Origin of the sequence: Tepidibacillus infernus, assembly GCF_048898065.1 — a bacterium.
In the GTDB taxonomy this organism is placed as follows: domain Bacteria; phylum Bacillota; class Bacilli; order Tepidibacillales; family Tepidibacillaceae; genus Tepidibacillus_B; species Tepidibacillus_B infernus.
The window spans coordinates 1,086,524-1,109,472 of record NZ_JBLWFI010000001.1 but is presented as its reverse complement, the minus strand read 5'-3'; the positions used below and the strand labels follow the sequence as shown (position 1 = coordinate 1,109,472).

The following is a 22,949-nucleotide window of genomic DNA, read 5'->3' as shown; positions in this document are numbered from 1 at the left end:
TTTTTGATCTTAAAAAAACCGAATCATTGGTGGAAAAATAAAGAGGAGGAAAACAAAAATGAAACAACAAGTGATGGATGTCAATGAAATGCCAAAGGGAATGAAATGGATTGCATTAAGTTTTCAACATTTGTTTGCTATGTTTGGGGCAACTATTCTAGTCCCGATCTTAACAGGGTTAAGTCCTTCAATCGCCTTATTAAGCAGTGGGTTAGGGACGATTGCTTATTTGCTGATTACCAAAGGAAAAATCCCTGCCTATTTAGGTTCATCTTTTGCCTTCATCGCACCGATTATTTCCCTCTCTCAATCAGAGGGATTAGGAGCAGCCATGTTTGGTTCTTTCCTAGCCGGGGTATTATACGGTGTGATCGCATTAATGATCTATAAATTTGGCTCAGATTGGTTAAATAAAATTTTGCCACCTGTTGTGATTGGTTCTGTCGTAATTGTGATTGGATTAGGGCTGGCAAGTGTTGCAGTAGATATGGCAATGAATATTAAAGTGGATGGTCAAACCGTTTATTCTTTAAAACATTTCATGGTGGCTTTAAGTACTTTAGCGATTGCTGTCATAGCAAGTACTGTCTTCCGAGGTTTTCTAGGAGTGATTCCCATTCTTTTAGGAATCATTGGTGGTTATATCATCTCCTTAATCGTAGGAATCGTTGATTTAACACCTGTAAAAGAAGCAAGTTGGTTTGCATTGCCTATTTTTACAACACCAGAATTGTCATGGAAAGCTGCTGTTGTCATGCTTCCTGTAGCATTAGTGACCATCACTGAACATATTGGCCATTTAATGGTAACCAGTAGTATTATGGAACGAGATTTGGTAAAGGATCCTGGATTGCATCGTTCAATTTTAGGTGATGGTGTTGCTACATCTATCGCTGCTTTAATTGGTGGCCCACCTAATACCACCTATGGAGAAAATATCGGTGTGTTAGCTATTACAAGAGTATATAGTGTTTATGTGATTGCTGGGGCAGCGGTCTTTGCTACAAGCTTTGCCTTCATTGGAAAATTAGGTGCCTTAATTAGCACGATTCCTACAGCAGTCATGGGTGGTGTTTCTATTCTACTTTTCGGCATCATCGCATCAGCTGGTTTACGAATGCTTGTTGATAATGGCATTGATTATAGTGACAAAAGAAACCTTGTAATCTCATCTGTCATCATGGTGATTGGTGTTGGAAATGCAGCATTAAAATTAAAAGGAATTCATGTTGATATCGAAGGAATGGCTTTAGCTACAATCGTTGGTATTATCCTAAACCTAGTATTGCCTAAGCAAGCAAAAGAAAGTGAAGAATTAGAAATGGAAATTGTCACTAAACAAACAAAAGAGGTTAAAAGAAAAACTGTCAAAGTAGGGGTTTAAGTAGCCTCAACAATAAAGAAGTACAAAAGAATAGAATCCTTTAAATCAGTCCCGTGAGTCTGATAAGGATATCTTCTAATGACGGTTTTATCTTCAAATGCTAGCCGCAAGGGCCAGAAAATGGTACTAGTTTCTAAGCATGCAAATGAAATGGGAACCATTAGAAAAATGGTGTAAGGAATTAGAAGGTCTTCTTATCGAACGGTAGGAAGACCTTTTTTGTATTCATTATTCACAGTTCCATAGTTCCCCACAAAAGTAATCGGAATGAGCTACGAACAAGTTGTCACTTTTGTGAGTTTATTAAGAATTCCATTGGAAAAAGAGGATGAGAGAAATGGGAAAGCATTTGTTATCCATTCAAGAGTTAACATTGGAAGAAATCAAAGAATTAATAGCTAGGGCTCATTATTTTCAAAAGATAGAAGAAACCAGTTCACTTGAGAACGATTCATGGTTATTCTTTTCAAACAAGCAATATCACAAGTCATTTATCGCTAATTTGTTTTTAGAACCAAGTACAAGAACGAGAATATCTTTTGAAGTAGCTGAAAAGAAGTTAGGTCTTGAAGTGGTCAATCTTCAACCTTCTGTATCAAGTATGCAAAAAGGAGAATCGCTTTTTGATACCTTAAAGACTCTCGAATCTCTTGGTATAGAAGCTGTTGTAATTCGTCTACAAGAGGAAGATCTGCTAAAACCATTGTTACGAAAACTTTCTATAAAGATCATCAATGCTGGTGAGGGTAAAAAGGCTCATCCTACTCAAGCCCTTCTCGATTTTTATACGATTCAGCAATATTTTTCTGAGATCAAAGGATTAAATGTCGCTATAATCGGTGATATTGCCCATAGCCGAGTCGCTCGATCCAATGTGCAATTATTGAAAAGGATGGGTGCCAAGCTCCTGTTTAGCGGCCCAGCAAAATATATGGATTTTTCACTAGAAGGTAACTATTTACCAATTGATGAGGCGATAAAACATGCAGATGTGGTCATGATGTTACGTGTTCAATTTGAACGGATACAGGGGGAATCTTTATATCCAATTGAAGAATATCGTCAAGAATTTGGCTTTACGGAAGAGAGACTTCGTTATTTACAACCACAAACCATTATTTTGCATCCTGCACCAGTAAATCGAGGGATAGAAATGGATGATCTTGTTGTTGAGCATCCTCAATCGAAAATCTTCGAACAAATTCGTCATGGTGTATGGATTCGTATGGCAGTGATAGAGAGAGCCTTAGGAGGGGAAGCAAAATGGGAATCATCATTCGACATGGGAAAATTTGGAGTAAAAATCAGTGGTTTATAGGGGATCTTTTGATTGAAAAAGGAATGATCCAAGCAATCGAGCAAAAGCTTGACAATAAAAATCACCTCCATCAAGTGATTGATGCAAAAGGAAAAATAATAATCCCGGGGTTAATCGATATTCATGTTCATTTACGAGAACCGGGGTTTGAGCAAAAAGAAACCATTGAAACAGGAACAAAAGCTGCAGCAAAGGGTGGCTTTACTACGATTTTTGCGATGCCAAACACAAATCCTGTCATGGATTGTCCTGACCTAATTACTTTTCTCAAAGAAAAAAGTAAAGCATTAGGATATGTAAAGGTCTATCCGATTGGTGCGATTACTCATAAGCAAGAGGGAAAAGAATTAGCTAATCTGTTAGGGATGAAAAAACAAGGTGCGGTTGGGTTTTCTGATGATGGTAAAGGGGTCCAATCAACTAGCTTGATGATTAAAGCGATGGAAACGGCCAAGCTTTTAGACATGCCAATCATTGCACATGTGGAAGATCATCATTTGGCTGGAAAAGGGGTTATTCACATGGGTGAAACAGCCAAACAATTGCAGGTACAAGGAATCCCATCTGAAGCAGAGTATCTGCAGTTAGAAAGGGACTTAATGTTAGCAGAAAGCACTGGTGTTCATTACCATGTATGCCATGTAAGTTCAAAGGAATCAGTACAGCTTATTCGAAATGCAAAGGCAAAAGGGGTTAACGTAACCGCAGAAGTTACCCCACATCATCTGCTGTTAACAGAAAAGGATATCCAACCACCCTATGGTCATTATAAAATGAATCCGCCACTTAGAACCGAAGAAGATCGCCTCGCTCTTATAGAAGGATTGATCGATGGAACGATCGATGTAATTGCAACGGATCATGCGCCACATACTGAGGATGAAAAACAAAGGGGATTATTGGATGCACCATTTGGAATTGTTGGACTTGAGACCGCTTTTCCCTTGTTATACACCCATCTTGTAATGAAGAAGCTCGTATCATTAGAACAATTGATTGAATGGGTTACAAGAAAACCGGCAGAAATTTTTGGCTTGCAAGTTGGGGAAATTGCGGTGGGTTTACCAGCAGATCTTGCGGTGATTGATCTGGAACAATCCAAATCGGTTGACCCAGTAACATTTGCTTCAAAAGGGAAAAATACGCCATTTACAGGTTGGAATTTGTATGGATGGCCAGTCATGACCATCGTAGAGGGTAAGATTTCATGGGAGCAGGAGGTAGAGAACCGCTATGCATAAGAAGAAAGCCACATTATTTTTAGAAGATGGAACTTCTTTTGAAGGTGTATCATTTGGCAGTACTGGAGAATCTATCGCTGAAATTGTTTTCAATACGGGTATGACAGGTTACCAAGAAATTTTGACAGATCCCTCTTATTATGGACAATTTGTGGTGATGACTTATCCTTTAATCGGGAATTACGGAATTAATCACGTGGATTTTGAATCAGTCCAACCAAGGGTGTTTGGATTTATTGTTAAAGAAGTGGCAGATTTCCCATCCCATTGGCGTAAAAATGAGAGTCTTACTTCTTATTTGCAACAACATGGAATCTTAGGAATTGCTGGGATCGATACGAGGATGATCACGAAGAAAATAAGGGAAAAAGGGACGATGAAAGCTCTGTTAACCACAAATTCTTTGACAAGGGAAGAGGCCTTGAAGCGTTTAGAATCTCCTTTAAGCAATGATCAAGTTAAGCAGGTTTCAATTAAACAGCCCTTCACCATTCCAGGGAGAGGCGAACGTGTCGTCTTAGTCGATTATGGTTATAAACAAGGGATCTTAAGAGAACTATTAGCACGACAATGCGAAGTGACCATCGTTCCTTATACGACAACGGTTGAACAAATTAATACTTTAAATCCAGATGGGGTCCTCTTATCCAATGGCCCTGGTGACCCAAAAGAGGTGATAGAAGCCATTCCAATGATACAGGGTTTAATGCAGGAAAGAATACCTTTATTTGGAATTTGTTTAGGTCATCAATTGTTTGCTTTAGCTAATGGGGCAAATACAGAGAAAATGAAGTTTGGCCATCGAGGTGGAAATCATCCAGTAAAAGAGTTGGCAACAAACCGGATCTACATGACTTCACAAAATCATGGTTTTACCGTTACTACGAAGTCCATAGCCATCTGTCCATTGAAAGTGACTCATATTGCAGTAAATGACGGGACGATTGAAGGTTTGGCTCATACTAATGTACCCGCTTTTTCCGTACAATATCATCCAGAAGCTTCACCAGGTCCTAATGACAGTCGTTATCTTTTCGATCAATTTATTCAACTGATGAGAAAGGAAAAGGAGGAGAAACAGTATGCCTAAACGATATGGAATTAAAAAAGTCTTGGTGATAGGATCAGGTCCGATTACCATTGGTCAGGCCGCAGAATTTGATTATGCTGGTACACAAGCTTGTCAGGCACTCAAAGAGGAAGGAATGGAAGTAATATTAGTCAATAGTAATCCTGCTACGATCATGACTGATACACAAATAGCTGACAAAGTGTATATGGAACCGCTAACCCTTGATTTTTTGAAAAAAATTATTCGGATGGAAAGACCAGATGGAATCATTGCAACATTAGGTGGACAAACCGCACTGAATTTAGCAGTAGAGCTAGAGAATGATGGTGTTTTAAGCGAAGTAGGAGTTCAATTGCTTGGAACAAACATCAAAGCGATTCAAGATGCTGAAGATCGAAGTCGATTTCGTTCACTAATGAAACAAATCGGGGAACCTGTTCCAGAGAGTCAAATTATTTATCAATTAGAGGAAGCCTATACATTTGTTGAGCAAGTAGGTTATCCAGTGATTATTCGCCCTGCTTACACACTTGGTGGAACAGGAGGAGGTATTGCTTATAATCTAGAAGAATTAGAGGAAATTGTACAAAGTGGGTTGGAAGCAAGCCCTATTCATCAAGTTCTGATTGAGCAAAGTTTATTAGGTTATAAGGAAATTGAATATGAAGTGATTCGAGATCAGCATGGCAATAAGATTGTCGTATGTAATATGGAAAATCTAGATCCAGTGGGCATTCATACTGGTGATAGTATCGTCGTTGCCCCTAGTCAAACGTTATCTGACCGAGAATACCAATTACTTAGAACATCGGCTTTAAAGATTGTAGAGGCTCTTCAAATTCAAGGGGGCTGTAATGTTCAATTCGCGTTAGATCCAAACAGTGAACGATATGAAGTGATTGAAGTGAACCCAAGAGTAAGTCGTTCTAGTGCCTTAGCTTCAAAAGCTACAGGTTATCCAATTGCGAAGATAGCGACTAAAATTGCTTTAGGTTATACCTTGGATGAAATAAAAAATCCTATCACTAAGACAACTTATGCTTGTTTTGAACCAGCCTTAGATTATGTGGTAACAAAGATTCCTCGCTGGCCCTTTGATAAATTTCAAGCAGCAAATCGTAAATTAGGAACACAAATGAAGGCAACAGGCGAAGTGATGGCGATAGGGAGGAATTTTGAAGAGTCCCTACAAAAAGCGATTCGTTCTATGGAAGATCAACATGTGGGTCTTTTTTCACCCTCCTTACATTTAGATCAACTTGATGATGAACAAATCCAAGAGAGAATCAAGCGAACAGATGATCAACGTTTGTGGTTGATTGCTGAATGGTTTCGAAGGGGTGGGGAATGGAAGAAGGTTCATGAATGGACACAAATTGATCCTTTCTTTTTAGTAAAAATCAAAGGTTTAGTAGAAATCGAACAAGAAATTCGTCAAGAACCAATCACAAAAGATCAGCTTTACTTATGGAAAAAACTCGGCTTTTCCGATCAGCAAATTGCCCTATTGAGAGGAGAAGATGAAAAAGGAATTCGAACATTACGGGAAAACTGGCATATCAAACCTGTATATAAAATGGTGGATACTTGTGCAGCAGAATTTGAATCCTATACCCCTTATTATTATTCTACTTATGAGCTAGAAGATGAAGTGATAAGAGGAACAAAACCATCTGTAATCGTCATCGGTTCTGGTCCTATTCGAATTGGTCAAGGAATAGAATTTGATTATTCCACCGTTCATGCCGTCTGGGCGATTCAAGAGGCAGGGTATGATGCAGTGATTATCAATAACAATCCAGAAACAGTTTCTACCGACTTTAATGTGTCAAACCGGCTCTATTTCGAACCACTTACTATTGAAGATGTGCTTCATGTGATCGAAAAAGAACAATCGGTTGGAGTGATTGTACAATTTGGTGGCCAAACGGCAATCAATTTAGCAGAAAGAATCGCAAATGAAGGAATACTGATACTCGGAACTTCACTAGATCGGATTGATCAAGCAGAAGATCGGAAGCGATTTGAACAGCTTTTAAAGGATTTACAAATTAAACAACCCCTCGGGACAACCGTTTTATCACAAGAAGAAGCGTTACAAGTAGCAGAAAAGCTTGGATACCCTGTTTTAGTTCGACCCTCTTATGTTCTAGGTGGAAGGGCGATGGAGATCATCTATAATCAGGGAGAATTGACACATTACATGGAACAAGCTGTCCAAGTTTCACCTGAACATCCTGTTTTGATTGATCGCTACCTCATCGGTAAAGAGGTAGAAGTTGATGCCATTTGTGATGGGAAGCAAGTACTTATTCCCGGGATTATGGAACATATCGAAAGAGCAGGTGTGCATTCAGGAGATTCTATCGCTGTATATCCTCCTCAATCATTGACAGAATCGGAAATGAAACAAATTGTAACTATCACTGAAAAACTGGCATTAGGACTTCAAGCAAAAGGATTGCTTAATATCCAATTCGTCATTCATGAGCATGAAGTATATGTAATTGAAGTAAATCCAAGGTCGTCTCGGACTGTACCTTTTCTAAGCAAAGTCACCCAAGTTCCGATTGCTAATCTGGCTACAAAAATCATGTTAGGTGAAACACTCCAGTCTTTGGATTATCAAACTGGTTATTTAACGCCAACAACAAATCTTGTGGCTGTAAAAGTTCCTGTTTTTTCCTTTTCCAAATTAAGAAGGGTAGATACGACATTAGGTCCAGAAATGAAGTCAACCGGGGAAGTGATTGGTATCGATCAAAATTTTGCCAAAGCATTATATAAAGGATTAATCGCTGCAGGAGTAAGGGTTGCTGAATCGGGTACGATTTTAGCAACGATTGCTGATAAAGATAAAGATGAAGCCTTAAGCTTAATACGTCGTTTTGTCCAACTAGGATTTCAGGTAAAAGCAACAAGGGGAACAGCTCAATTTTTAAAGGAGAATGGAATTTCAGTGATCGAAGTAAAAAAACTACGAGAAGGTAAACCCAATATCATCGATGAAATTCATTCAGGAAACATTCAGTTTGTAATCAATACCTTAACCAGGGGAAGGGATATAGCAAGGGATGGGTTTCGTATTCGTAGAGAATCAGTGGAATATGGGATTGCTTGTTTTACCTCATTAGATACCGCTTATGCCCTATTGCATGTTCTTGAATCGCTTGCTTTAACTACTCAACCGATGGTTCGGAAAGGGGAGTTGATCTCCTGATGAAACAATCGCTGATGAAAGTGTTAGAGAACAAAGAGATTGCACATCAAATCTACCAGATCGTGATAGAACCAAAAACATTACAAGCAAATACAAATTTTGAGGACTTTCTAAATGAATGGTATCCTCAACCAGGACAATTTTTCCATATTCGGGTAAATGATTCCAATCATCCTTTTCTTCGAAGACCGATTAGTGTTCATGATTTTGACCCAAATACACTGCGAATCTCAATGATTTATCGAGTGAATGGAGAAGGAACCAAAAGGCTAACTCAAAAGACAAGAGGCGAAATCGTTGATGTTCTTGGACCATTAGGAAATGGATTCCCAGTTTCCAAAACAGATAAACAACAGTTTTTACTTATAGGTGGTGGGATTGGCATTCCTCCACTCTACTATCTGGCAAAGCAATTAAAGCATACAGGACATCAAATCACAACATTGCTAGGCTTTCAATCAAAACAGGATATCTTTTTGCTTGAACAATTCTCAAGCTTTGGCGAAATTCGAGTGGCTACCATGGATGGAAGTTTGGGTTCTAAAGGAACAGTTCTAGATCTGATCAAAGAAGAAGAGCATTGGGATCTATTTTATTCATGTGGTCCAACAGCGATGATGAAAGCCATTCAACAAAAATGGATGGATAAGCCGATCGAAGGGTATCTCTCATTAGAAGAACGAATGGGTTGTGCCATTGGAGCTTGCTATGGATGTGTGGTTAAAGTAGACCAAGCTGTAGATCTTAGAGGATATAAAAAAGTTTGTGCTGATGGACCTGTTTTTTCCTTCCGGGAGGTGAAATTGTAAGATGGAATTATCATCAGATAGAAATCATCAAACGAATTCCCGTTTAAAAGTAAAGCTTGGTAAGATTGAATTAAAAAACCCGATTATGCCTGCCTCTGGTTGTTTTGGCTTTGGTAGAGAGTATGCAAAGTTATATGATTTGAGTCAACTTGGGGCAGTGATTGTTAAAGCGACAACCTTAGAACCAAGGCTAGGAAATCCTACACCAAGAATTGCTGAAACACCAAGCGGAATGTTGAATTCAATCGGTTTGCAAAATCCTGGAATCGATGCAGTTATTCAGGAAGAATTACCTTGGTTAGCAAAGTACCAAGTACCGATTATTGTGAATGTAGCAGGAACTATGACAGAGGATTATGTGGAGGTAGCAAAAAGAATCTCTGCAGTAACTGAAGTGGCCATGATCGAACTCAATATCTCTTGTCCTAATGTAAAATGTGGCGGGATAACATTTGGTACGGATCCCAAAACAGCCCATGATCTAACAAAAGCAGTGAAAGAAGTTAGTCAGGTACCGGTTTTTGTTAAATTATCACCTAATGTAACAGATATTGTCTCTATGGCAGAAGCAGTTGAAGCAGCAGGAGCAGATGGATTAAGTATGATAAACACTTTAATAGGGATGAGATTTGATCTAAAAACCAGAAAGCCGATTTTGGCCAACCAAGTGGGAGGATTATCAGGACCTGCCATTAAGCCTGTTGCTTTACGAATGATTTACGAAGTCTATAAACATGTGTCTATCCCAATTATTGGTATGGGAGGAATCATGACAGCAGAAGATGTAATGGAATTTTTCTTAGCTGGTGCTTCTGCAGTTGCTATTGGTACCGCAAACTTCATCGATCCATATATTATGCCTAAAGTGATTCAAGATTTAGATCGTGTCTTAGATGAAATGGGTGTTCGTTACATCTCAGAACTTACTGGAGAAGGGTGGAATCTAGCATGAAGATAGAGCAGACTGATGTTGATAGAATGGAAATCGGCTCTTTGAAAGAGGAAGATTATAGAAAACGAATGATTGTCGCCCTTGATGTCAAAAATCAAACAGAAGCGGTAGAGCTTATCTCTCGCTTTGAAGGACAATTACGCTATGTTAAAGTAGGCATGGAACTTTTTTATGCAACAGGTTATCCTTTGATAGAAAAATTGAAAAAACAAGGATTAAATATTTTTTTAGATTTAAAAATGCACGATATTCCTAACACAGTGGGAAAAACAGCAGCTCAATTGACTCGATTAGAGATAGATATGTTTAATCTTCATATTGCTGGTGGTATGAAGATGATGGAAGCTGCACGAAATCAAATGGAGAACACATTGGCGGTTGGACAAAAACGTCCACTTCTTATCGGTGTTACTCAATTGACAAGCACAGATCAATCGATGCTCCAAAATGAAATAGGTATTCCTTCAACAGTAGAAGAATCTGTTCTCCATTATTCCAAATTGGCTCAACTAGCTGGCCTTGATGGTGTTGTTTCTTCGCCATTAGAAGTTAAAAAAATAAAAGCACAATCTGGGTTATCTTTTTTAACGGTTACACCCGGTATTCGTTTAGTAAAAGGACTAACCCATGATCAAAAAAGAGTCACAACTCCTGAAAAAGCCTTTCAATTGGGAGCAGATTACATTGTGATTGGCCGAGCTGTAACAGAAGCTGAAAATCCGGCGAAAGTATTTGCCACCATCATTAAAAGATTAAAAGGAAGAAAAGATAGATACTAAGATACTAGATGATAGACAGTAGAATTTCATTAAATAATATTAGGAGGTATAAAATGATGACAAAAGAGGAGATTCTAACCATTTTTCAAGAGACAGGGGTAATAAAAGAAGGACATTTTTTGTTAACCTCAGGCCGTCATTCTAAACATTATATGCAGATGGCACAGGTATTGCAATACCCACAGATTACAGCAAAACTATGTAGTAGTTTAGCTGATCCTTTTCAAGATAAACAAATTGATGTCGTCGTCTCTCCAGCAGTTGGAGGGATATTGGTAGGTTATGAGGTGTCACGAGCATTAGGTGTCAAAAATATCTTTTGTGAAAGAGAAAATGGGAAGATGACATTACGACGGGGGTTTCAAATTGAACCTGGTCAAAGCGTTTTAGTTGTAGAAGATGTGGTTACCACTGGTGGATCGGTCAAAGAAGTCATTTCTGTTGTAGAGCAATTAGGAGGGGAAGTCGTCGGTGTAGGAGTACTCGTTGATCGAAGCAATGGAAACGTAGATTTTGGTTATCCTTTTCATGCCCTGCTTTCAATGGAAGTTGAATCTTTTTCAAAAGAATCATGCCCTCTTTGTCTTGAAGGAAAGCATCCCGCAATAAAACCAGGTAGTCGTGAATTGAAATAATTGTAATCGTAGATTACGATGAAGGAAAAATTCATTCGAATATAGAATTGGTTAATAAAAGAAGTTTTTTTATTATCTGGCCATTTTTTTTCCTGTCTTAATATTACTTTCAATGACTTTCCAACCAATAATGACTGATAGAACTTTTTCCAGATGAGTTAAAATCACAAGAATCATTTTACAGATTTAAAGATAAGGACTTGTACGCTGTTTTGAAAAAAGAAGGAGATTATTATATCGTATATGTAGATTATCAAATCGATCGTTACTTTATACCCGAAAATACTGGAAAAGAACTAGAAGATCTATCGAGAAAAGGAGAACTGTAAATGAATTTTGAAATTAGAGAGATGACTGTAAGTGATTGGAATGAGGTAAGAGCTATATATGTCGAAGGGATTAAGACGGAAAACTCCACATTTGAGGCCGAAGCTCCAAGTTGGGAAAAATGGGACTTAGGGCATATAAGTACCTGTAGATTGGTTGCTAGTTTGAAAGATAAGGTTCTTGGATGGGTGGCATTGAGTCCTGTTTCCAGTAGATCTGTTTATGCTGGAGTAGCCGAAGTAAGTGTGTATATTTCCTCAGAACACAGAGGTAATGGGATTGGAAAAACTCTTTTGGAGCATTTGGTTAAGTGTTCTGAAAAACACGGTTTTTGGACATTACAGGCTAGTATTTTTCCAGAGAATGTGGCAAGTATAACCATACATAAGAAATGTGGTTTTCGTGAAATTGGTAGACGTGAAAAACTTGGTAAGATGAAAAATGGAATTTGGCGTGATGTAATTCTACTTGAACGTAGAAGCAAAATAGTAGGAGATGTAGGAATTTAATGAGATAAGGCTCAAGCCAATGTATTTTTTCAAACAAAAATGGACTATGAAGCATTTTTTGATGGGTATGGTAAGTTTAAGTGGAGTAACATTTTCTGAAAGTTGGGTGATTTAATATGATCCAAGTTAATTTTCATGAGAATGAAAAAATTCCAACAGAAATAATAGATTTTGTAGTAATCATGGGAATACAATATTCATTTAACTGAGAGTAGACTAATCTGGATTGTAGAGAACTTTTTCAAATTAAGCCATAAGCAGTTCCATGAAATTGGTTTTTAGAAATAAAAGGAATAAGACATATTATAAACCATGGATGAAGTAGGGGGGATAGTATTTGCCAATGTCAGAATACTATAAAAATTGAGAGATAAAATAGGATTGATCTAGTATTTATGCCAAGTGTTGTAGCAATTATAAGAAATGAAAAGAATGAGATACTATTTATTTGTAGCAGCTGAACCATAAAGCTTAATTATAAAGAAAAACATAAAGATAAAAAATAAAGAAAATCATATGTTCGTATTAAATTGTATGGTATAATATGGTTGCAATAGAATCGGCTCTCAAGGGCGGTTGGCTCATCTCCGGAAAGGAGGTGATGCTATGGAAGTTAAGGATGCTTTAGCTTTGATGTTTATGTTTGGAATGTTCATCCTTGCCTTACTTTCCTACTTAAAAAAGAAGTAGACCTCCCTTGAGCGTAGCAGCCTAAGAGGTCTAACTTCTATGCTTAAAATTTATGCCGATCGCCCTTGAGGCAATCTATTGTATGGACCGTAGATGCTATTAACATTTACGGTCTTTACAAGTTTATTCAAAAAATTATTTTCTAATACAATGTTAACATATATATTTTGTTATGAAAAGGTAAACATTTGTATTTTATTAAATAGAACTATTATTTAGGGCATGTATTTAATGATGGGCCAGCTCCAACAGGACTACGTTATTGTATTAATTCAGCGGCATTAAGGTTTATCCCAAAAGAAGATATGGGACGTGAAGGATATGGAGATTTACTTATTTTGTTTAGAAATTAGGAATAGAAAACGCTGAAAGCTTGGCTAAATACCAATCTTTCGTTATAGTCAAATTTTTTCATTACCTTTTTTTTTATCATCATTCAAGTTATCGTATGAAATTAGAGAATCAATAGGTTTTTCTTCTGGCATTCCTATATGCTTTTTGATTTTATCAATTTCTTCTAAAATAATTTTGGTGTTTATCCAGGCAGCAATTGAAGAAATCACTAATATCACATAGATAATCAAAGCAAGCCATCCCTGCATTATCATCAACATCCCTTCTCCTTAATCAATTTTATCATCATTAGTAAAATTTTATCAACTTTGTCATGAAGAAAAAAAGAGAAAGGTTGTTTTTATGGAAGTAAAGATTGAAAAAAATTATTGCTAATGCAATTAACCCCAATATGGATAGAAGAAAATACCAAGAAACGTTAGAGCATCTGGAAGAATATCCTGAAGTTTTAATCCTTTAGTTGATGAACCCGATATTAAACTTCATATTCCTATTAAAAATAAAATTTAATCTGTAGAAATTTATCGAAAATTTTTATGACAGAAATATGTTGAACGAAAAATATAAAGCTATTACTGTGTTTATGGATAGAAACTTTAAAAGAAAAAATAGATCATTTAGACAATAATGAGTTGCTTTATGATACAATGATAAAAAAGGAAAAGTGGGGTAAAAGATATCGCATTTACAGCTCCATCATACCACAACTTCAAACGATTAAGTTGACCAATAATTCTTTTCTTCTTAAGTTTGTTACTATGGATTTTTGCCAAGCGTATTGTGAACTATTTTTGGATTAGTCGTTTTGGAGCAAGCGATTCCACATAAGGAAATAGACAGATTAGCTTAGTTCATCGCGGGTTTTATAGATGGCTAAGCTTTTTTGTATAGATGAAACTTTAATAATTTGGGAGTGAGTTGATTTAATGAATATTTTAATTGTTGGAGGTACGGGATTTGTTGGCAAGGAATTGATCAAATCCCTATTAAAAGATGGCCATCATGTTAGTGTTATAACCAGAAATATAGCAAAAGCAAGGACTTTGTTAGGTGAACAAGTGAAACTCCTACAATGGGAATCTATCATCGCAGCTAACTCATCGTTGTTAAAAACATATCAAATTGATTATATCATCAATCTCGCTGGTGAATCGATTGGCAGTGGCCGTTGGACGCAAAGGAGAAAAGAAGAAATTATAAAAAGTAGAACGGAAACAACAAGGGCACTGGTTGACTTCATCGAAAAGTTACAAGTGAAGCCTAAAGGACTTATTAATGCCTCTGCAGTAGGCTATTATGGTGCGCACGAAGATGAAGAGATTACAGAGGATCATGGTGTTGGGCAAGACTTTTTGGCAAAGGTAAGTAATGCCTGGGAAAAAGAAGCGATTCGAGCAAAGGAATTTGGGGTTAGAGTGGTTATCCTGCGCATTGGGGTTGTGCTGGGGAATGGTGGAGCCCTAGAAAAGATGGGATTACCATTTAGATTTTATATTGGTGGCCCCATTGGAAAAGGAGATCATTGGCTTTCTTGGATTCACTTAAGTGACCTGATAAAAGCCGTTCAATTTTTACTTAAAAATGACACCATCGATGGTCCGATCAATACGACAGCGCCTAATCCAGTCAGAATGCGCGATTTTTACAGATATTTAGCAAAGGCGATGAATAAACCTTATTGGATGTATACACCTGCACTTTTTTTACGTTTAGCATTGGGGGAAATGTCTGACATGGTTTTAAAAGGGCAAAAGGTATTGCCTAAGAGATTACTTGACAGCGGATTTCAATTTCAATTTGCAAGTGTTGAATCAGCTCTCATCGATATAATGAAAACGAATATCATGAGTAAGCAGAGGTGAAGGGATGAAGAGATGGGCTTACCTTTTCATTGCACTAAGCGCAGTTTTTTGGGGAATCATTGGTATTTTTGTTCAAGGATTATATCAGTTTGGTTTATCTCCTATTGAAGTCGTTGCGATTCGAGTAATGATGGCCACAATGATTCTGTTACCCTATGTCTATTTTACAGATCGGTCATTGTTAAAAATAAATTTAAAAGATAGCTTTTATTTTGTCGGTACAGGAATTTTTAGCATTGTTTTTTTTAATTGGAGCTATTTTACTGCTATTCAAGAGATTTCTCTTTCATTAGCCGCTATACTCCTTTATACTGCACCTGCCTTTGTTACAATCCTTTCTCGTATCATTTTTAAAGAATGGTTTACAAAGAAAAAGCTAGTTTCCCTATTTTTAACCTTTATTGGCATTATGTTTGTGATTGGATATTTGCCAAATATGGAATCTACACAGATCTCAACCTATGGGTTTCTTGTGGGGATTGGGGCAGGGGTAGGGTATTCCTTATATAGTATTTTTGGGAAAGCTGCTTTAAAGAAGTATAAACCGTTGACAATTACAACTTATACCTTTGTATTTGCGAGTATTGTCCTTGTCCCCACTACCCGGATATGGACGTCTTTCAATTTAATGGTTTCTTTTAAAGCTTTCACCTACATAATTGGACTTGGATTATTTCCAACGGCATTAGCTTATATTCTCTATACTAAAGGCTTATCCTATGTGGAATCTAGTAGGGCTTCGATTACTGCAACCATTGAACCTATTGTTGCTACCCTGATTGGAATCCTACAATTTGGTGATTATTTGTCATGGCATCAATTGGCAGGAATTCTCATGATTCTTATTTCTATTCTTTTAATACAGGAAGGTTCAATTAAGAAAGAACAGTCGAATTAATAAATGGGTATGAACTCTTATTTTAAAGGACATGATTTTTATATAATCATTCTTTTTAAAAAAGGGTATTTAGTTTTATGCAGGAAAAAAAGTAGAAAAGTAGAATAAGATAAAGTTATCCATTTTGACTAAAAAGACAATTTTACGTTGACAATGGAAAGATAGAAATGAATAATATCGGTGGTGATCAATCAGAATGCTATCTTTTTATAAAAAATATGGACGGACTGCCTTTGATCTATTCCTTATTGTACTAACCGTCTATTTAATCATGTATGTTTTTAGTTTTCTTTATAGCATAGGCAAGCCAATCTTTTTTGCATTGGTGATTTTCTTAATGATTGAACCTTTAGCAAAATTCCTACATAAAAAAGGACTAAAAAAAATCACAGCGACAACTATTTCTACACTCGTTTTTATTCTAGTTGTATTAAGTATTGTGATTACATTAGGAGCTATTTTTGCTACACAAATCTATCATTTATCACAGATGATACCAGATTATATTTACCAGTTACAATTTGAACTCTCTGAAAAGATTGATATGGTTCAAGGGGAAATCAATGCTCTTCCGCCAGATGTGGTTGAAAAAGCAAAACAATACCTAATTGATTTTGCGGAAAAGGGTTCAAAGCTCTTATCTGTGGTTTTATTAACGATTTTTTCTTCGATTACCTCTTTATCTAGTTTAGTCGTCAATTTTGTTATCGGTGTGATTTTAGCATATTTTTTAAGCATTGAGATTACGGTTTGGAGAAAAATTGCAAATGAGAAAACCCCGAATACTTTTAAAAAGGCCTATAGGTTTTTAAAAGAAAATGTCATTAAAGGAATCGTACTGTATATTAAAGCCCAATTAAAATTAATTACATTCACTTTTATCATCATTTTTATCGGTTTACTAATCCTTAGGATTCCAAATGCTTTTTCTATTTCTTTGTTGGCAGGACTGTTTGACTTGCTTCCTTTACTTGGGGTCTCGTCTTTATTTATTCCATGGATTATTTATCTACTCATTGTCGGACAAACTTTTACCGCAATTTGGATTGCTGTTCTACTTGCTGTTGTGATTGTTTTTAGACAGATTGCTGAACCGAAAATAACGGGGGATTCTTTAGGAGTTTCGGCTTTTACGATGCTTTCATTTATGGTTATCTCTTTATCATTATTTGGAGTAGCAGGTATTATTTTATCTCCAGTTTTATTGATTCTAATCAAGGCCCTTTATGAGCAAGGATACCTAAAAAGATGGATTCACTTACCTGAAGGTGAATATGAACAGGTTTAAAAAAAGTATATTGCAACGTTTTAATACGTTTGCAATATACTTTTTTATTATTTTTTTCTTCTCAATGTCTCAACTAGCTTTTCATCTGGTGTGACGAATACTGTTTTTTGGTTCTCGTAGATCACAAAACCAGGTTTAGCTCCATTTGGTTTTTTTACATATTTAATTCGTGTGTAATCCACGGGTACTTGGCTAGAATGTTTTGCTTTGCTAAAATAGGCGGCTAGCATTGCTGCTTCAAGTAGTGTCTTTTCACCAAATTCTCTCGACTTAATTACGACATGAGAGCCAGGAATATCCTTTGTATGCAGCCAAGTATCGGAGGAGGAAGCTAGTCGATGAGTTAAATATTCGTTCTGGCGATTATTTTTACCCACAAAGATCGGATGACCTTCGGTAGATATAAACTGTTCAATTTCTGGGTCTTTTTTCTTTTTCCGGTTTTGTCTTTTTCTATCTCTTAAATAGCCTTGTTCTATCAATTCCTCACGTATGTCGTCAATATCTTGAACGCTTGCATTTTCAAGCTGGGTTAAAATCGTTTCTAAATAAGAAATTTCCTCTCTCGTTTGAACCAACTGTGTCTCAATATAATCTAGACTGTTCTTATACTTACTATATTTTTTGAAGTACATTTGTGCGTTTTCAGATGGTGTTTTTAAAGGATCCAGTGGAATCGTTAATCTGTTTTGATTTTCATCATAATAATTGATCACATTTGCCTCTTGATCTCCTTTTTTGATTTGGTGAAGATGGGCTGTAATTAATTCTCCAAAAAGTCGGTATTGATCGGCTTTTTTTGCGTCTTCCAAATCGTTAAGGAGATTATCTATTTTCTTTTCATTTTTGTGTTTCTCATTGCTTAATAATTTTGATAAGTCCAGTACTTTTTGACGAATCGTATCTCTTTCGGCCTTTTGATCATAAAACTGTTCTAAGCAAACATTGATACTTGTAAAAGATTCCATCTGTCCTGCCATATGGGTAAGAGGAAGTACAGAAAAATCAGTCTTCTCCTCACTCACAATAATGGTTGGTAGATAATCATGCTGCCTTATTTTATCCATCCAATTCGAAAACGAATTCCAGACATTTTCCCTTGTAGGTAAACCAGCCAAAACTAAAATTTCCTTTGCTACAGATGGACCCATGCCCGTAAATTGTTGAACCAACTGTTTCTCTATTTTACCTTCATTAAATTGAAGAACTGAGAAAAATTGATCTTGGGTAACTTCTAAAGGATTCAATTTATTTTGGGCAGGTGGAGCAATATATTCCCGCCCAGGATAGACTTGGCGATAACTACTAATCGCTGGTGTAACATGGGTTATCCCATCAATGATTAAATTGGTATCAGGGTTAACTAAAATAATGTTACTGTGCCTACCCATGATCTCAACGATTAAGCGCTTCGTATGAATATCCCCTAATTCATCCCTTGTTTTAATATCGATCTCTATGATCCGTTCATGATCAACTTGTCTGATTTGTTCAATTACACCACCCTCTAAATGTTTTCTAAGTAGCATACAAAACATAGGAGGTTCTGCCGGATTTATGAAATTTCGAGTAGTTAAATGGATTCTTGGATAAGTAGGATTTGCTGAAATCAATAGTTGTTGGTTACCTTGAAAACCTCGTATCAAAAACACTAAGTCTGTTTGATGAGGTTGATAAATCTTATGGATTTTTTGATTTGTTATCTTTTCCGAAAGTTCATGAACAAGAGCTCTAGTGACAAAACCGTCAAATGCCATTTTCTTTCACCCCTATTATTATAATGGGTCTCCACAAAAGTAATCGGAATACGATTCGAAGGAAGTCGTCACTTTTGTGGACTATCTTGTACAAGTATAATGCAGTTTTATCATTTGGACAAATCGAGAGGAATTTTTTAAAGCTCGTCTGAATAAAGTTACGATGATGAGGGAAGTTCAAGGAGGGAATGAAGTGACAAAACAGAAATGGCACACCATACCATATGAAATGATTTTGGATGTTTTCCACGTCAAAAAAGAAACTGGGTTATCAACAAAAAGAGCCGAAAAATTATTAGAAGAGCACGGACTAAATCAATTACAACAAGCAGAGGCAATTTCACCACTCTCCATCTTTTTTAATCAGTTTAAAGATTTTATGGTTTTAGTCCTTCTTGTTGCAACTTTAATCTCAGGGTTGTTAGGAGAATATACGGATGCGATTACGATTATCGCGATTGTAATTTTAAATGCCATTCTTGGTTTTATTCAAGAATTTCGTGCAGAAAAATCCTTACAAGCCTTAAAAGAAATGGCTGCTCCCCATGCGAAAGTGATCAGAGATGGGGTTCTTCAAACGATACCAGCGGTTGAAGTTGTACCTGGGGATCTTGTGCAATTAGAAACTGGCGATCGGATTCCTGCCGATATTCGATTGATTGAAAGCAATGAGCTTTATATAGAGGAATCTGCACTTACAGGTGAATCAGTACCTGTAAGTAAAAAAATTGAGACAATCACGTTTGAAGATTTGCCTTTAGGGGATCAAAAAAATATGGCGTTCATGGGTACTTTAGTTACACGTGGAACTGGGTTAGGTATCGTAGTAGAAACAGGTATGAACACAGAAATGGGGAAAATTGCAGACCTTATCCAATCTACAGAAGAAGTAGAAACACCACTTCAACGAAGATTGGAACAATTAGGGAAAATTCTTATTGTTCTCTCTTTAGCTTTAACGGCTGTTGTTGTGATGACTGGAATCTGGCATGGACAAAATGCTTATGCCATGTTTTTAGCAGGAGTAAGCTTAGCTGTTGCGGCGATTCCTGAAGGATTGCCAGCCATCGTAACCATTGCTTTAGCTCTTGGTGTGCAACGTATGATAAAAAGAAAAGCAATTGTGAGGAAACTTCCTTCTGTTGAGACCTTAGGTTGTGCCACCGTTATCTGTTCAGATAAAACAGGTACATTGACTCAAAATAAGATGACTGTAACAGAAATATGGATTGGGGGTCAGGATATTCAAGTAACTGGCACAGGTTATGACCCTAATGGTGAATTTTATCAAAGTTCTTATTCCATAAAACCAGATAGAGAAGGAGCCTTAAAAAGATTATTAGAAATAGGTGTCCTTTGTAATAATGCCCACTTGGTTGAGCAGAAGGAAAAGAAGGGGTTATTGAAGAAAGAAAAGTCAAATTATATGGTTCAAGGAGATCCAACTGAAGGGGCATTGATCACACTTGGAGCCAAAGCAAACTTATGGAAAGAGGAATTAGAACAAATCTGGCAAAGGAAAAAGGAGTTCCCTTTTGATTCGACTAGAAAAATGATGTCTGTGGTGGTACAAAAACATCATCAACAAATGGTTGCGGTTAAAGGTGCACCTGATGTGCTATTGGATCGCTGTTCTACCATCATATGGGATGGAAAGGTGATTCCTTTAACCCAAAGTATAAAAAATCATGTAAAGCAAGCCATTGAATCAATGGCTGGTAAAGCCCTTCGAAATCTAGGTTTTGCATACAAAGATTTGAAAATGGGTGAAAACATTTTTTCTGAAGATTTAGCGGAGAGAAACTTAACCTTTATTGGTATTGTGGGGATGATTGACCCACCAAGGAATGAAGTAAAACAGGCAATACAAACCTGTAAACGAGCAGGAATTAAAACGATCATGATAACTGGAGACCATCAAACCACAGCAATGGCTATTGCAAAACAACTACAGATTCTTCCACCCAGTGGATTGACAGTAAATGGGCAGGATTTATATAATATGTCTAATACCGAATTTATGAATAAAGTCGAAGATATTTATGTCTATGCACGAGTTTCCCCAGAACATAAACTACGAATAGTAAAAGCACTACAGTCTAATGGTCATGTTGTTGCGATGACTGGGGATGGAGTAAATGATGCCCCTGCCATTAAAGCAGCAGATATTGGGATATCAATGGGGATTACAGGGACAGATGTCGCAAAAGAGGCTTCTTCCCTTATCCTTAGTGATGATAATTTTGCAACCATCGTAGCTGCCATTGAAGAAGGTAGAGGAATTTACGATAATATTCGGAAGTTTATTCGTTATTTACTTGCATCAAATGTAGGGGAAATTTTAACGATGTTTTTTGCAATGATGTTGGCATTACCTTTACCCCTTGTACCCATCCAAATCCTTTGGGTCAATCTAGTAACTGATGGGTTGCCAGCTATTGCGCTTGGAGTTGATCCGGCAGAGAAAAACATCATGAATCGTTCTCCAAGAGATAGTCGGGAAAATGTTTTTGCACGAGGCTTAGGTTGGAAAATTATTAGTCGTGGATTTTTAATTGGGCTGATCACGCTCGGGGTTTTTTGGATTACATTACAACAAAATCCTTCAGACCTTACCAAAGCACAAACCATGGCGTTTGCTACATTGGTGATGGCTCAGTTAATTCACGTTTTTGATTGCCGTAGTGATATTTCAGTTTTTCATCGCAACCCATTTGAAAATAAGTATTTGCTATTAGCGGTATTATCCTCCCTTCTACTTTTGATTGGTGTGATTTATATCGAGCCATTACAACCTATATTTAGAACAGTTCCACTCAATCTATTTGATTGGATTCTCGTAACCGTAGCTGGAGCGGTACCAACATTAGCTTTTGGGATTGGTAAATTGTTTACAAGGCAAGCCTTTTCTTTAAGAAAAGCATAAACAAGAAAAACTCTCCCTGCTAATTTACTATAGTAGGGAGTCTTTCAATTTGGTTTATAGGAAAGGAAATGGTATTTATGGAATTTACAAAAATGCATGGACTTGGGAATGACTTTGTGATCGTATCTAAATATAAGAATATACCCAAAGACGTGGAAAGATTAGCAATTGCAATGTGTGACCGTCATTTTGGTGTCGGTGCAGATGGCCTCGTTTTTATTTTACCTTCTGATCAAGCAGATGTACGGATGAGAATCTTTAATGCCGATGGAACAGAAGCAGAACAATGTGGGAATGCGATTCGTTGTGTTTCAAAGTATGTGTACGATCACGAATTAGTGAATAAAGAAAAGTTAAGTGTAGAAACCTTAGCAGGAATTCAACATGTAAAATTACATACAAAAGAGGGAATTGTAAATACCGTTGAAGTAGATATGGGTGAGCCTATTCTTAAAGGCGAATTGGTTCCTACAGCTATTCATGATCCACAAGTCGTGGATCGAACCATTGAGGTTGATGGAGTTACGTTCCACTTTACAGCTGTATCGATGGGTAATCCTCATGCGGTGATTTATGTTGAAAATGCAAAAGACTTTGATGTAGAAAAGTGGGGCCCCAAAATCGAGACACATCCCTTATTTCCGAAAAAAACTAATGTAGAATTTGTAACAGTAAAATCTGACAAAGAGCTAGAAATGAGAGTATGGGAGAGAGGGGTTGGACAAACTTTGGCTTGTGGAACAGGTGCTTGTGCTACTGGGGTAGCATCTGTATTGACTGGACAAGCTTCTAGGGATGTAACCATTCATCTAAAAGGTGGAGATTTAAAAGTTTTTTGGAATTCAGAAGATAATAAAGTGTATATGACAGGAGAAGCAAGGGAAGTATTTACTGGCAATTGGCTTACTCCCGTTGAATTTTAAGGAGG

General features: G+C 36.9%; 18 protein-coding genes and 1 pseudogene. 17 read left to right on the top strand and 2 right to left on the bottom strand.

From position 1 onward, the window contains the following. The first annotated feature begins 58 nt into the window (after window positions 1-58). The 12 genes and pseudogenes from uraA to TEPIDINF_RS05605 all read left to right on the top strand — a co-directional run. Window positions 59-1,384 (top strand): uracil permease, encoded by a 1,326-nt coding sequence (gene uraA, locus TEPIDINF_RS05660; protein WP_069798240.1) that lies wholly within the window; start codon window positions 59-61, stop codon window positions 1,382-1,384. Window positions 1,385-1,721: 337 nt separating this feature from the next. Beyond that, a complete protein-coding gene (locus TEPIDINF_RS05655) occupies window positions 1,722-2,702 on the top strand; it encodes an aspartate carbamoyltransferase catalytic subunit (protein WP_069798242.1) in 981 nt (326 codons plus the stop codon). Then, entirely contained in the window at window positions 2,648-3,943 is a 1,296-nt protein-coding gene (locus TEPIDINF_RS05650) for a dihydroorotase (protein WP_068724619.1), read from the top strand. Before TEPIDINF_RS05655 ends, TEPIDINF_RS05650 begins: the two co-directional genes overlap by 55 nt. Next, window positions 3,936-5,033, top strand: a complete 1,098-nt coding sequence (locus TEPIDINF_RS05645) for a carbamoyl phosphate synthase small subunit (protein WP_421691516.1) — start codon at window positions 3,936-3,938, stop codon at window positions 5,031-5,033. Before TEPIDINF_RS05650 ends, TEPIDINF_RS05645 begins: the two co-directional genes overlap by 8 nt. Further along, window positions 5,026-8,235: a carbamoyl-phosphate synthase large subunit gene (gene carB / locus TEPIDINF_RS05640; protein WP_421691515.1), complete on the top strand. Its 3,210-nt coding sequence runs from the start codon at window positions 5,026-5,028 to the stop codon at window positions 8,233-8,235. Before TEPIDINF_RS05645 ends, carB begins: the two co-directional genes overlap by 8 nt. Then, entirely contained in the window at window positions 8,235-9,044 is an 810-nt protein-coding gene (locus tag TEPIDINF_RS05635; protein ID WP_069798251.1) for a dihydroorotate dehydrogenase electron transfer subunit, read from the top strand. The genes carB and TEPIDINF_RS05635 overlap by 1 nt, the downstream gene beginning before the upstream one ends. 1 nt (window position 9,045) lies before the next feature. Next, entirely contained in the window at window positions 9,046-9,996 is a 951-nt protein-coding gene (locus TEPIDINF_RS05630) for a dihydroorotate dehydrogenase (RefSeq protein WP_421691514.1), read from the top strand. After that, window positions 9,993-10,775 (top strand): orotidine-5'-phosphate decarboxylase, encoded by a 783-nt coding sequence (gene pyrF / locus TEPIDINF_RS05625; protein ID WP_255421887.1) that lies wholly within the window; start codon window positions 9,993-9,995, stop codon window positions 10,773-10,775. Before TEPIDINF_RS05630 ends, pyrF begins: the two co-directional genes overlap by 4 nt. 53 nt (window positions 10,776-10,828) lie before the next feature. Beyond that, window positions 10,829-11,410: an orotate phosphoribosyltransferase gene (gene pyrE, locus TEPIDINF_RS05620; protein ID WP_421691513.1), complete on the top strand. Its 582-nt coding sequence runs from the start codon at window positions 10,829-10,831 to the stop codon at window positions 11,408-11,410. A 329-nt stretch (window positions 11,411-11,739) separates the two neighbouring features. Then, entirely contained in the window at window positions 11,740-12,246 is a 507-nt protein-coding gene (locus TEPIDINF_RS05615) for a GNAT family N-acetyltransferase (RefSeq protein ID WP_421691512.1), read from the top strand. A 606-nt stretch (window positions 12,247-12,852) separates the two neighbouring features. Next, window positions 12,853-12,936, top strand: a complete 84-nt coding sequence (locus TEPIDINF_RS05610) for a putative holin-like toxin (protein ID WP_220126426.1) — start codon at window positions 12,853-12,855, stop codon at window positions 12,934-12,936. 212 nt (window positions 12,937-13,148) lie between these two features. Continuing rightward, window positions 13,149-13,289 (top strand): annotated as a pseudogene (locus TEPIDINF_RS05605) (peptide-methionine (R)-S-oxide reductase); the annotation flags it as partial. 48 nt (window positions 13,290-13,337) lie between these two features. On the opposite strand, the gene TEPIDINF_RS05600 reads toward TEPIDINF_RS05605, so the two are convergent. Then, window positions 13,338-13,544: a hypothetical protein gene (locus TEPIDINF_RS05600; RefSeq protein ID WP_421691511.1), complete on the bottom strand. Its 207-nt coding sequence runs from the start codon at window positions 13,542-13,544 to the stop codon at window positions 13,338-13,340. A gap of 672 nt (window positions 13,545-14,216) precedes the next feature. Here TEPIDINF_RS05600 and TEPIDINF_RS05595 point away from each other — a divergent pair. From TEPIDINF_RS05595 to ytvI, 3 genes are all read left to right on the top strand, one after another. Further along, entirely contained in the window at window positions 14,217-15,152 is a 936-nt protein-coding gene (locus tag TEPIDINF_RS05595) for a TIGR01777 family oxidoreductase (RefSeq protein WP_421691510.1), read from the top strand. Window positions 15,153-15,156: 4 nt separating this feature from the next. After that, on the top strand, window positions 15,157-16,050 hold the full coding sequence (locus TEPIDINF_RS05590) for a DMT family transporter (protein WP_421691509.1): 894 nt from the start codon (window positions 15,157-15,159) through the stop codon (window positions 16,048-16,050). 196 nt (window positions 16,051-16,246) lie between these two features. Then, on the top strand, window positions 16,247-17,338 hold the full coding sequence (gene ytvI / locus TEPIDINF_RS05585; protein ID WP_421691508.1) for a sporulation integral membrane protein YtvI: 1,092 nt from the start codon (window positions 16,247-16,249) through the stop codon (window positions 17,336-17,338). Window positions 17,339-17,385: 47 nt separating this feature from the next. On the opposite strand, the gene TEPIDINF_RS05580 is transcribed toward ytvI, so the two are convergent. After that, window positions 17,386-19,095: an Rqc2 family fibronectin-binding protein gene (locus tag TEPIDINF_RS05580; protein ID WP_421691507.1), complete on the bottom strand. Its 1,710-nt coding sequence runs from the start codon at window positions 19,093-19,095 to the stop codon at window positions 17,386-17,388. A 193-nt stretch (window positions 19,096-19,288) separates the two neighbouring features. Between TEPIDINF_RS05580 and TEPIDINF_RS05575 the strand changes: the two genes are divergently transcribed. Together TEPIDINF_RS05575 and dapF are read left to right on the top strand one after the other, a co-directional pair. Next, window positions 19,289-22,021, top strand: a complete 2,733-nt coding sequence (locus TEPIDINF_RS05575) for a calcium-transporting P-type ATPase, PMR1-type (protein ID WP_421691506.1) — start codon at window positions 19,289-19,291, stop codon at window positions 22,019-22,021. A 77-nt stretch (window positions 22,022-22,098) separates the two neighbouring features. Then, window positions 22,099-22,944, top strand: a complete 846-nt coding sequence (gene dapF / locus TEPIDINF_RS05570; protein WP_421691505.1) for a diaminopimelate epimerase — start codon at window positions 22,099-22,101, stop codon at window positions 22,942-22,944. Window positions 22,945-22,949 lie beyond the last annotated feature (5 nt).